A 12,830-nucleotide genomic window follows, 5' to 3' on the forward strand; every position below is an offset into this window, starting at 1 on the left:
CCTTTAGTAAGATTTACGTTAAAATGTCATATGCAAGCTGATTCTAAGCCCGGATTTATCAATATTTGGTAAATTTCGATAGGTCAAACGCCATACATAATCAACACGAAGTATCTTAAAAATATTCTCAATACCGACTCCGGCTTCCACATAAGGAGTATGCCCCATAGTGGTGCTGCTTACCGGAAAACGAAACAGATCTTCGTTATAAGCCGGATTATTTTTATCACTCAGGTTTCCATACAAGCCGCGGCAGGAAAGCACTTCACGCCATTTCAGCTTTTTCAACAAGGGAACACGGTTGAAGAGCCAGCCGTTCAGAAAATAGGTCACATCCCAGGAAGCATATTCATCGTTCATAAATTCCATGGCATTCATCAGCGAATAAGATTCCGGCTGGATGGTGTACGATAGATTGGCGTTCGGAATAATAAGCAGAGGGAAAGGCACCTTGTTCCAGACCTTTCCTGCCTTCAAGATGACATCAGTATAGCCGAAGGCCGAAAACCAAAAACGTTTCTGGAAACCGGCTTCCGTATAATGATAGGTATAGTCTCCGCCCAGCACACCCTTTGCAGCCATCGTGTGCGTAAGCGAGAACACCGGAGCATCCAGCGAAACGGGGAAGCGGTTCCACTGGGTCTGAAAGAATTTCTCATTCGGAGCATAGCGCAGCTTCACTTCCAGCTCACTGGTCGAAATACTTTTAACAAAGGTCCCTTCTGCATCTTGCCTGATGAACGGAATAAGATGTGACGACTCGTCCTTTCGCAGACGAGTGGTCAGCTGAAAAGAAAAACCGGAATGGAACTCGTTCGTATACGTCACCGACGCTTTGCTCTGATAGCCGATGCGGTCGTCCTTCTGCCGCTTCAAGGCAAGGAAGACATTATCTTGGCTGGTATAGAGATAGTGCTGTCCATATTGGTTGACATCCGATAAATAGCTGACCTTCAGCGAATGGATGGGAAACTCATTGGCATACTCTTTCTTCCGATGGAAAGAATATTCCAGTTCGGCAAGCCCCTTCACGCGGTGGTCGCGGGTTCCATAAGCCACATATCCCTTGCCGAACAGATGCGGATTGAGCCATGCCGTCGTCATTCCACCGGCACGCAAGCGCACACCTTCCAATGTATTTCCGCTGATGGTGGTGTTCATCATACCGATATAGAACAGAGGCGCTTTCTCTTTGGGTGCGGGAATATAGCCGGTAAAGAGCACTTTCAGTACCTTCTCCGACCAGTAATAGACAGGATAGCTGCGCAACTGCGCCATCATCTTGTCCACAGAAGTCTCTTTTTTGCTGACCTCCACATGCCGGTTCTCATCCCAATATTCGTCCGAATAGGCAGAAGACGCTGTTTCCTCAATCACCTTCTCGGGCCGGCGGAATGCTTGCAGGGCCTTCTCATCCGGTTCGTACTGATAGTTCCGGTAGTACACATCCCGTTTGGCGTAAATGCCGTCGCTGTTGTCCACTATCTTAAATTCGGTTGTAATGCTTTCACTGAGGAGCTGGCGCGTACCGCCTTCCGCACGGTCAAAATTCTGCTCTATCTTCATGTAGTCCACAAAGTTCAGATTGATTTTCTGAGGAAAGTTCATCACGGCACGACGCACAAAGTAGGTACTGTCCAGCATGACGTACAGATGTCCCGTAAAGCCGAACGACTCGGAGTTGAAGGGCACGAATGTCAAATCTACGCAAGGCTTTCCGGCAACGGATAGCGTATCCATCAGATAATATTTGTAAAAAGAAGGTCCCATGGACGAAAGCGGACTGACAAACTTATTAGTAAACAGCGTAATATTGTTTTCATAAAGGTCCACGTCGGTCATGGTGACACTGATGGCCTGTTCCATTCCCTGCTGGGAAAGCATTTCGTCCACCCCCGCCTGCCTGCGTGCCTGCACCCATTGCTTCTCGCTATGCGGAGATTTGCGGTAATAGTCCGTAGCCAGCAGTTCGCGATTGGAGACAGCCAACACCGGCTTGCCCGTTACGGCCGAAGTATCGACATAGTCCGTCAAGAATTTGAATTTGCGATAAAGCCACTTCTGCTGCTTCACGCTGTCAAAATTGTTAATGGCAAAAGTCATCTTCTCGTAACGGTCGCGTTGCCAGAAGTCACGCTCCTTGGGCGAATAGTCATCCCGATGCTCTATCATCTTCCGTACAAACTCCACGGCCGGATTGTCTTTTTTCCGGTACCGCTCGTGCTTCGGCTTCACTACCACTTCGTCCAAAGCATAAGTAGCCGGCGACAAAGCCACGTTGAAACGCGAAGCACGCGCCGGATGAATCAGACGCGCATATTCATTGTACCCCACAGCCGAAATGACCAGCATGGCTTCCGGGCGATACGTTTTAAAAGAGAAACGACCGTTATTGTCGGTCATACCTCCTTCTGTGGTTCCTTTCAGATAAACTGACGTATAAGGCAATGGCTCCTTTGTCAACGAGTCGGTAACAACGCCTTGCACCATATATTGTGCCCGCAATGGCAGAATGAATAGCTGAATGAGTAGAAATACCTTAAAAAATAATTTCATACCTCTTTTTACCTATATTTAGGCCGCAAAGGTACGGAAGAAAACTTTTTCTTTATGCTCGGTTTTGCGGAATAAATGTTCTAAAAAACGCCTTTTCTTCAAAACACTTCCTGTTAAAAGCCGTTCTATAGCGAAACGACGCCCTAAGAAGCATCTAATTTAACCTATATAAACCTAAACAGCTTAATTATGGAATGGATTTTCAATCAGCTCAGGGAACGTCCCGAATTAGCCATTTTCCTCACCATCTTCCTGGGGTTCTGGCTGGGAAAACTGCGTATCGGCAAATTTACGCTGGGCACTGTCACCAGTGTATTGCTCGTCGGCGTGGTGGTGGGGCAACTGAATATTGCCGTACCGGGTCCTATAAAGTCGGTGTTCTTCCTGCTTTTCCTCTTTGCCGTGGGTTATAAAGTAGGCCCCCAGTTCTTCCGCGGGCTCAAGAAGGACGGATTGCCTCAAGTTGGATTTGCAGTGCTGATGTGTGTATCGGTATTGGTAGTCACTTGGTTGCTCGCCCTGCTGATGGGCTACAATCCCGGCGAAGCGGCAGGATTGCTGGCAGGTTCGCAAACCATCTCCGCCGTGATAGGGGTAGCCGAAGATACGATGGCCAACATGGGACTGGACGAAGCGCAACGGCAGAGCTATGTCAACATCATCCCCGTATCGTATGCCGTAACCTATATCTTCGGTACGGCAGGTTCGGCATGGGTGCTGTCCTCCATCGGACCGAAAATGCTGGGAGGGCTGGAAAAGGTGAAAGCCGCCTGCAAGGAGTTGGAAGCCCAAATGGGAAATTCCCAGGCCGACGAACCCGGATTTATGCCGGCAGCCCGCCCCGTCACCTTCCGCGCCTATCGGGTTGAGAACGAATGGTTCGAGAAAGGGAAAAGAGTCATCGACTTGGAAGTCTACTTCCAGCGAAACGGCAAGCGCCTCTTCGTAGAACGCCTCCGCAAATCGGGAGTCATCACGGAAGTCAGCCCCAATATACAGATAGAGCAGGGAGATGAAGTAGTGCTGAGCGGACGCCGCGAGTACGTCATCGGCGAAGAAGACTGGATAGGCCCGGAAGTACTGGACTTGCAACTGCTCGACTTCCCGGCAGAAAGGCTGCCCGTGATGGTAACCCGCAAAACTTTTGCCGGAAAGACGGTGACAGCCATCCGTAGAGAGAAGTTTATGCATGGAGTCAGCATCCGGAGCATCAAGCGTGCCGGAATAGACATCCCTGTCCTGGCGCGAACCGTTGTAGATGCGGGAGACGTCATAGAGGTAGTAGGGACCCGTCAGGAAGTGGAAACAGCTGCCAAACGGTTGGGCTACATAGACCGTCCCACCAATCAGACGGATATGATATTCGTGGGACTGGGCATTCTCATCGGAGGATTGTTCGGTGCATTGGCCATCCATATCGGCGGTGTACCTATCAGCCTGAGCACAAGCGGCGGCGCACTGATAGCCGGACTGGTCTTCGGATGGCTGCGCAGCAAGCATCCCACGTTCGGACGCATCCCGGAGCCGTCGCAATGGGTGCTGAATAATGTGGGACTGAATATGTTCATTGCCGTAGTGGGTATCTCGGCCGGACCGAGTTTCGTGCAAGGTTTCCGCGATGTCGGCCTCAGCCTGTTCCTGGTAGGGGCAGTTGCCACTACCCTGCCGCTGATTATCGGGCTGGTGCTGGCAAGGTATGTCTTTAAATTCCATCCGGCCATAGCCTTGGGAGTTTGCGCAGGAGCCCGTACCACAACCGCCGCGCTGGGTGCGGTGCAGGATGCAGTGGAAAGCGAAACACCGGCGCTGGGATATACAGTGACGTATGCCGTAGGCAACACCTTATTAATAATATGGGGAGTGGTCATCGTACTGCTGATTTAAAGAAGGTAAGAAACAAATCGGCAAAAGACAGGAAACTAATTCCCCGGATGCTAAAAACTATTCGTTCGACAATTGTCGAATTATCGTCCGACAGCTGTCGAACGAATAGATGACAGTTGTCGAACGAATAGAAAACAAATGTCGAACGATTAATTATTAGTATCTTTTCACCTAAACCTTAACATAATGAATACAAAACTTTTAGAAAAGAAGATGGAGAGCATCAGTCCCTTTGAACTGAAAAACCGCCTCATCGATATGGCAGACGAAAGTCTGAAGAAGACCGCCCGCATCCTGCTGAACGCCGGGCGCGGTAATCCGAACTGGATAGCCACCACCCCACGCGAAGCTTTCTTCCTGCTGGGACAATTCGGGCTGGAAGAGTGTCGCCGCGTCATGAACCTGCCCGAAGGCATTGCCGGCATTCCCGAACAAAAGGGTATCGCTTCGCGCTTTGAAGCATTCCTCAAAAAGCACGCTGCCGACGCCGGTGCCAAACTGCTGGAACAAACCTACAACTACCTGCTGATGCAGCATGCCGCCGACCCGGACAGCCTTATACACGAATGGGCCGAGAGTGTTATCGGCGACCAGTACCCCGTACCCGACCGCATCCTGCACTTCACCGAGTTACTGGTGCAAGACTATCTGAACCAAGAGATGTGCGACAATCGCCCTCCGCGCGGCATCTTCGACCTCTTTGCCACCGAAGGCGGAACCGCTGCCATGTGCTACCTCTTCGACTCGTTGCAAGAGAACTTCCTGCTGAACCGGGGTGACGGCATCGCCCTCATGGTTCCCGCCTTTACACCCTACATTGAGATTCCACAGCTGGACCGCTACCAGTTCCGGGTAACCAAACTGCATGCCAACCGCATGAGCCCCGACGGTCTGCACCTCTGGCAATATAGCGATGAAGACATCGACCGTCTGAAAAATCCGGCCATCAAAGCCCTCTTCGTCACCAATCCCAGCAACCCGCCCAGCTATGCCCTCAACCCCGAAACGATGGAACGTATCGTAAAGATTGTCCGCGATGACAACCCCAACCTGATGATTATCACCGACGATGTGTATGGCACTTTCAGCCCCCACTTCCGCTCCTTCATGGCGGAACTGCCCTACAATACGCTTTGCGTTTATTCATTCTCCAAGTACTTCGGTGCTACCGGCTGGCGGAATGCCGTCATTGCCCTGCACGAGTTCAATGTCTTCGACCGGCAAATATCCCGCCTGCCGAAAGAAAAACGGGAGGTACTCAACCGCCGCTATTCCAGCCTCACCCTGCACCCGGAGAAATTGAAGTTCATCGACCGCATGGTAGCCGACAGCCGCCAGGTAGCGCTGAACCACACCGCCGGACTATCACTGCCCCAACAGATACAAATGAGCCTTTTTGCCTCTTTCGCCCTGCTGGACAAAGAGAACAAATATAAAGAAAAGATGCAGGAAATTATCCGCCGCCGACTGCATGCCCTTTGGGATAACACCGGTTTCACATTGGCAGAAGATCCTCTGCGAGTAGGTTATTACACTGAAATTGATATGCTGGTTTGGGCAAAGAAGCTCTACGGAGACGACTTTGTAGAATATCTGACACGTACCTACAGTCCGCTGAATGTTGTCTTCCGACTTGCCAAAGAAACCTCCTTGGTATTGCTGAACGGCGGCGGTTTCGATGGTCCCGAATGGAGCATACGCGCCTCGCTCGCCAACCTGAACGAGAAGGATTACGTCGTTATCGGGCAAGGAATCAAGAGAATCCTGGACGAATACGCGAAAAGTTGGAAAGAAAGTAAATGATAATTTATGGAAATAGTATGCGGAAGCGAGTCAACCCATCTTTGTAAGTACGCAGGGAGAACGTACAACCATGGCGACTCAAGACTTCCCGGATAAACACCAGGCCAATTCCCTGCCCGTTCGGCTTGGTGGAAAAGAAGGGGCTGAAGAGTTTAGCTTCGGCTTCCTTGCTTATCCCGGGACCATTGTCAACGACTTCTACCAAAGCGGGGGCAGTGGTCCTTACTATTACTTCGCCTTGTTTATCGGTCTCTCCGGCAGCACCTTCTATACTCTCGGCTGCATTCTTGATGATATTCACCAACACCTGCTCAAAGAGGGATGGATCGAGCTGGACGATTCCAACTGCCGGGTCACACTCCAGAACGAGGTTTATTTTACGGTCGTTGCACATTCCTTCCATGAAGCGCTTGCACATAGACACCAGGTCATTCAGCTGAACGGGCGACAAGGTCGGTTCGGGTATCTTCACCACATCGGCAAAGCGGGTGATGAAACGGCTCATGGAGAAGCAACGCTCCGTGCAGACACGCATTACGTCGCAGATATCTTCCATACCTTCTTCGGTAGAAAGCGCCTGCTCCACAGTGTCGAGCGTGGAGGTAATTCCGGCCGTTGTATTGTTCACCTCATGGGCTATCATGCGGATCACCTTCTCGTAAGCACGCTTTTCCGCCTTCATCACTTCTTCCGTCATGCGCTCTATCAAGAAGAAAGGATGCTTGAAGCCCCGGTCGATAAAAGAAGAGTGGGTACATTTATAGATGTTCGCATCATTGAGGCGGACTACGGACGTTTCATCCTTAGGAATAGCCGCCAACTCTGCCGCCAACGGAGAGTCCACCTGCTCCAACTGCTTGTTCAACGCCTCTTCCAGGCGGACACCGAGCATCTGTATCGCCATCGGATTCAGTTGCGACAGTTCGCCGTCCAATGTCGTGATGATAACTCCCATCGGGGATGCCTCAATCAACAGATCGAGGAAGTGGTTCTGTTCGCGCATACGCAGCCGCTCATTCTTGAGCTGCTCCATCATGCGGTTGAAGATATTCACAATACGGTCGGCTTCATACTGCCCCACCTGGCTGAGCCGGCTGCTGAAGTCTTGCTCGCGCAACAATTCCATACCGCTACCGATTGTGTTCATCGGCTTCACTATCTTATTATAGAACACAATCAGATAAATGAGGATAAAGAGAATAACCCCTTCCAATATGTACAGGTACATAGGCCTCACTCCCCCCAGCAAATGAATCAATGCCCCACTCAGACCGAGCAGAAAGAGGACGAGTATGAAAAAGAAGAATTTGATGCGCACGATTTTCAGTTATTAGTCATTCACCGTTATGTTGTATTTCTCCAAGCGGCGGTAAAGAGCAGCGCGGCTGATGCCCAGCGATACAGCTACCTGGCTGAGATTTCCTTTATGCTGCTCCAATGCTTGCAGAATAGTCTGGCGCTCTATTTCGTCCAGCGTCATGCCTGCAAACGAAGTTCCTTCGGCGGCTTTTACCGGTTCGTCGTGGCGCAGGTATTGGGCATCGAAATCGGCAGCATCCAGCACCGACTTGCCGCTGACCAGGATTGTGCGCTCCACCAGGTTCTTCAGTTCGCGGATATTACCCGGATAGGGCAGCCGTGAAAGGAAGTTCAAGGCATCTGCCGAGAATTCCGTGCGGGGCAAACCGTTTACTTCGGCCTGGCGGTCGGCAAAGTGACGTGCCAGCAAAGGGATATCTTCGCGGCGCTCGCGCAGGGAAGGAAGTTTCACGGTTATCAGGTTGATACGATAGAAAAGGTCTTCACGGAAGGTACGTTCGGAAACCATCTTGCGCAAATCGGCATTGGTGGCCGATACTACACGTACATCGACCTTGCGGGGACGGCTGTCGCCCAGCACCTCGAAGGTCTGGTCTTGCAGCACACGCAGCAGTTTCACCTGGCAGGACGGATCGAGGTCACCGATCTCATCCAGGAAAATAGTTCCTTTGTTTGCCATCTCAAAACGGCCGATACGGTCGGCGCTGGCATCGGTAAATGCACCTTTCTTATGGCCGAACATTTCGCTTTCGAACAAACTCTGCGAGATACCGCCGAGGTTGACCTTTACAAAAGGCTGCTTCAACCGTTGGCTGTTGATGTGGATGGCTTCGGCAATCAATTCCTTACCGGTTCCGCTCTCGCCCGTAATCAGTACGGAAGCATTGGTGCGGGCTATGCGCGCTACGGTGTTCAGCACTTCCATCAGTCCTTGGGACTTGCCGATGATATGGCTGCGGTTCAGAGTGGTGGCTTGTTCTTCCGGCACGTCCTTTGGAGCAGCAGTCAGCTCAAGGGCTGTTTCGATGCGTTGCAGCAAGGCGGCATTGTTCCAAGGTTTAGTGATGAAGTCGAATGCTCCCGCCTGCATGCCTTGCACGGCAAGCTGGATGCTTCCCCATGCTGTCATCAGGATAACGGGCACATCGGGACGGAACACTTTTACTTGCTTCAATAAGGTAAGTCCCTCTTCTCCGGTGGTGGAAAGAGTGAAGTTCATATCCATCAATATCAACGCAGGAGCCTCGGCACGAACAATGTCCATGGCTTCGCGGGGTCCGGGAGCTGTCTTCACTTCATACCCGGCACGCTTCAGCATAAAGCTAAGGGAAGAGCGCACCGCACTATCATCGTCTATTATCAGTATCATATCGATTTGCAGTTTGGTTTTCCTGCAAAAATAGTAATTTAACCACAGATTGCACAGATTAACACTGATTATTTTAAAAAGTGGCAGTATCTGTGGTAAAAATTATCCTCTTATGATATCTTCAAAGTCAGCTTCCAATTCCGTATTCTGCTCAAAATCCCAAAGCGTCAGGCTGCGGAGTTGATAAAAATAGTACCAGAAATAGTAAAGTTCGGAAATATGTTTCTGGCGGGCTTCATCCTTGGAGTTCTGCGCATCGTTCAAATCCAGTGTACTGATCTTACCGATCATAAACGTTTCAACGCTGGTCTGGTAACGCTTTTCGGCAATCACATCCGCTTCTTCGGCAATGCCCAACTGCTGTGCCTGATTATTAAAATTGGCTACCAGCAGGAAGATGTCCTGATTGAAGTCCATCTGTTCTTGACGGAGTTTGGACAGAACCACTTCGCGGTTACTCTTGGCCACCCGCACTTTTCCGCGACGTTTTCCCCAGTCGAGAATAGGAATCTTAACGCCTACCTCTACAATCTGATTATCGAGCAAGTCTCTATAGGCGGATGAAAACTCGCGGTTTTGGCCCGAATAACCGATACTGGCAAAAAGGTCTACACTGCGCAGATTACCTCTTGCCGTAGCCACCTCATAATCGGCTTCCAACTGGCGGCGACGAATGTTCTGCGCAAACGAGTTGCGTTCCAGCGCCTTGTTCAATACGCGGTCGTACTCCATTTTAATATCGGGAACTGAAGTGGGCAATACCGGTCTCAAAATCTCTTGTTCGGACACTCCAAGGAAAGAACGGAGCTGGAACATCCTGGCGTTCAAATTACTTTCGGCTTCAGTCACATCGGCCTTTCCCTGCAGGGAGTTCAATTTCAGTTGCAGCAAGTCGTTCTCCGAAATCTGCCCCATCTTTCGTTTGGCTATCGCCACTTCATAGAGGCGGTCGGCATTCACCTTATTCTGTTGCGCCGTGGCAAGGGCTTCTTTCGCCAGCAGCAGGTTAAAGAAATAGGTGATGGCTTTCATGGTCACTTCTTCCGTGGCCGAAATAAAAGCTGCTTTTGCCTCGGCATAACGCACCGGCTCAATACGGCGATTCCACTTCAGGTTGTTCACACCAAAAATAGGCTGCGTCAATTCAAGGCTCACAGGGACAGACATGAACTGCTTACTTCCACCGGAACCCAATTGCTTGATGTAATCGAGCGAAGAGGTTAACGACAGCTTACCTCCCGTAATCCAGATGTTCTGGTCTACAGAAAGCTGACCGTCCAGTTCCATCGTATTGTTACGGACAAAGGTGTAGGAACCATCGGAATTCTGATAAGTGCTGTACGACTTTTTATAATTAGGCAGTGTACCGGTAAAATTCACCTCCGGCAATAAGTCTGCGCGGAATGTACGGTATTCCCAATAGGCTGTTTTCAATTCATTCAGCGCCACAGCAGCATCTACAGACTGCGTACGCGCCAAAGCGATGGCCTCAGCCAAAGTTATGTCGCGTTCATGTTCCAAGGTATCATTCTGTGCCATGGTTGCCAACGGCATCAAAAAACAAGCTACGAGTAAAATATTCTTTTTCATGTTCGGTCTTTAAAATTATCGGGAATAGAAAAGCAAAGAGTGTGCCAACTGGCTGGAGAGGTACTACAAGGGGGAAAGTGTTCATTTTCGGACAGTAGGAATGTTCGTTAGCGGACGATGTAACTAACAAAAGTCTAAAAAAAGCTTTCCAAACTCCAATTAACCATTAATTAATTGACGAAAAATTTCTTTATTTTAGAAGAAATCTCTTTCTTTGCGCTACTTTACACCCTTTAAAAAGGAATCAATACCAACATTAATTTATATAGTTATGAAGATTTCACACATTGAGCATCTGGGCATCGCTGTTAAGAGCATCGAAGAGGCCCTTCCGTATTATGAAAACGTTTTAGGTCTGAAGTGCTACAACATTGAAACAGTAGAAGACCAGAAAGTTAGAACTGCCTTCCTGAAAGTAGGCGATGTAAAAATCGAATTGCTGGAACCGACTTCTCCCGAAAGTACAATTGCCAAGTTCATCGAAAAGAACAATGGCAACGGCGGTATGCACCACTTGGCATTCGCAGTAGAGGATGGAGTAGCCAATGCTTTGGCCACAGTTGAAGAAAAAGGCATCCGCCTCATCGACAAAGCTCCCCGTAAAGGTGCAGAAGGTCTGAATATCGCATTCCTGCACCCGAAATCAACTCTCGGTGTATTGACCGAACTTTGCGAAAAGCCGTAAGATTTATGATTTAAGATCATAAATCCCAAAATCATAAATCAAAAATTATAAATCATAAATTTAAGTAAGATGAGTAATCAACTTGAAAAGATTAAAGAGCTTATAGACCGCCGCACCGCTGCACGTCTGGGTGGTGGTGAAAAAGCGATTGCCAAGCAACACGAGAAAGGTAAATATACAGCTCGCGAGCGCATAGCCATGCTTCTCGATGAAGGTAGTTTCGAAGAAATGGATATGTTCGTAGAGCATAGATGCACGAACTTCGGCATGGAAAAGAAGCACTATCCCGGTGATGGTGTGGTAACCGGTTGCGGTACTATCGAAGGCCGTCTGGTTTATATCTTTGCACAAGACTTTACCGTTTCTGCAGGTTCTCTGTCCGAAACCATGTCTTTGAAGATCTGTAAGATTATGGACCAAGCCATGAAGATGGGTGCTCCTTGTATCGGTATCAACGACTCGGGTGGTGCACGTATCCAGGAAGGTATCAACGCTCTGGCAGGTTATGCTGAAATCTTCCAACGCAATATCCTTGCTTCCGGTGTTATCCCGCAGATTTCCGGTATCTTCGGTCCTTGTGCCGGCGGTGCTGTTTACTCTCCTGCTTTGACGGACTTCACGCTGATGATGGAAGGTACATCTTATATGTTCCTTACCGGTCCGAAGGTTGTGAAGACTGTAACCGGTGAAGATGTAAGCCAGGAAAACCTGGGTGGTGCAAGCGTTCACTCTACGAAGTCCGGCGTTACTCACTTCACTGCCAAGACAGAAGAAGAAGGTTTGGCTCTGATTCGCAGATTGCTGGGATATATTCCTCAAAACAACTTGGAAGAAGCTCCCTATGCAGATTGTACAGACCCCATCGACCGTCTGGAAGACTCCTTGAACGAAATCATTCCTGATAACCCGAACAAGCCGTACGATATGTACGAAGTAATCGGTGCTATCGTGGATAACGGCGAGTTCCTCGAAATCCAAAAAGACTATTCCAAGAATATTATTATCGGTTTTGCCCGTTTCAACGGCCAGTCCGTAGGTATCGTTGCCAACCAGCCCAAATATCTGGCAGGTGTACTCGACAGCAACGCATCTCGCAAGGGTGCACGCTTCGTTCGTTTCTGCGACGCCTTCAATATTCCTATCGTATCATTGGTAGACGTACCGGGATTCCTCCCCGGAACCGGCCAGGAATACAACGGTGTAATTCTGCACGGTGCCAAGTTGCTGTATGCTTACGGTGAAGCTACCGTACCTAAAGTAACTATCACGCTGCGTAAGTCTTACGGTGGTTCTCACATCGTGATGAGCTGTAAGCAACTCCGTGGTGACATGAACTATGCATGGCCTACTGCCGAAATCGCCGTAATGGGTGGTGCAGGTGCCGTAGAAGTATTGTATGCCCGCGAAGCCAAAGAACAGGAGAATCCGGCACAATTCCTCGCAGAAAAAGAAGCCGAATACACCAAGTTGTTTGCTAATCCTTATAATGCAGCCAAGTATGGTTACATTGACGATGTTATCGAACCGCGTAACACACGTTTCCGCATCATCCGCGCCCTGCAACAGTTGCAAACTAAGAAATTGACTAACCCGGCTAAGAAGCATGGTAATATTCCTTTGTAA

At 49.5% G+C, this 12,830-nt stretch carries 8 protein-coding genes; 4 read left to right on the forward strand and 4 right to left on the reverse strand.

What is annotated here, in order from left to right; all coding sequences use genetic code 11:
* Window positions 1–18: 18 nt before the first annotated feature.
* Window positions 19–2,556 carry a DUF5686 and carboxypeptidase-like regulatory domain-containing protein gene (locus AAE250_RS06100; protein WP_294600620.1) on the reverse strand — a complete coding sequence of 846 codons (2,538 nt, stop codon included), beginning with the start codon at window positions 2,554–2,556 and terminating at the stop codon, window positions 19–21.
* Window positions 2,557–2,745: 189 nt separating this feature from the next.
* Between AAE250_RS06100 and aspT the strand changes: the two genes are divergently transcribed.
* Together aspT and aspD are read left to right on the forward strand one after the other, a co-directional pair.
* Window positions 2,746–4,440 (forward strand): aspartate-alanine antiporter, encoded by a 1,695-nt coding sequence (gene aspT, locus AAE250_RS06105; RefSeq protein ID WP_294600618.1) that lies wholly within the window; start codon window positions 2,746–2,748, stop codon window positions 4,438–4,440.
* Between the two features lie 186 nt (window positions 4,441–4,626).
* Window positions 4,627–6,243, forward strand: coding sequence for an aspartate 4-decarboxylase (gene aspD / locus AAE250_RS06110; protein WP_294600616.1), 1,617 nt, complete (start codon window positions 4,627–4,629; stop codon window positions 6,241–6,243).
* A gap of 4 nt (window positions 6,244–6,247) precedes the next feature.
* On the opposite strand, the gene AAE250_RS06115 is transcribed toward aspD, so the two are convergent.
* The 3 genes from AAE250_RS06115 to AAE250_RS06125 form a co-directional block, all read right to left on the reverse strand.
* Window positions 6,248–7,561, reverse strand: a complete 1,314-nt coding sequence (locus tag AAE250_RS06115; protein WP_294600614.1) for a sensor histidine kinase — start codon at window positions 7,559–7,561, stop codon at window positions 6,248–6,250.
* A 12-nt stretch (window positions 7,562–7,573) separates the two neighbouring features.
* On the reverse strand, window positions 7,574–8,932 hold the full coding sequence (locus tag AAE250_RS06120; protein WP_294600612.1) for a sigma-54-dependent transcriptional regulator: 1,359 nt from the start codon (window positions 8,930–8,932) through the stop codon (window positions 7,574–7,576).
* Between the two features lie 102 nt (window positions 8,933–9,034).
* Complete coding sequence (locus AAE250_RS06125; protein WP_294600610.1) at window positions 9,035–10,522, reverse strand: TolC family protein; 1,488 nt, start codon at window positions 10,520–10,522, stop codon at window positions 9,035–9,037.
* A gap of 271 nt (window positions 10,523–10,793) precedes the next feature.
* On the opposite strand from AAE250_RS06125, the gene mce reads away from it, so the two are divergent.
* Both mce and AAE250_RS06135 read left to right on the forward strand, forming a co-directional pair.
* Window positions 10,794–11,207 carry a methylmalonyl-CoA epimerase gene (mce, locus tag AAE250_RS06130; RefSeq protein ID WP_294600608.1) on the forward strand — a complete coding sequence of 138 codons (414 nt, stop codon included), beginning with the start codon at window positions 10,794–10,796 and terminating at the stop codon, window positions 11,205–11,207.
* Between the two features lie 69 nt (window positions 11,208–11,276).
* Entirely contained in the window at window positions 11,277–12,830 is a 1,554-nt protein-coding gene (locus AAE250_RS06135; RefSeq protein ID WP_342288788.1) for an acyl-CoA carboxylase subunit beta, read from the forward strand.

Origin of the sequence: Bacteroides sp. GD17 (assembly GCF_038448625.1) — a bacterium.
In the GTDB taxonomy this organism is placed as follows: domain Bacteria; phylum Bacteroidota; class Bacteroidia; order Bacteroidales; family Bacteroidaceae; genus Bacteroides.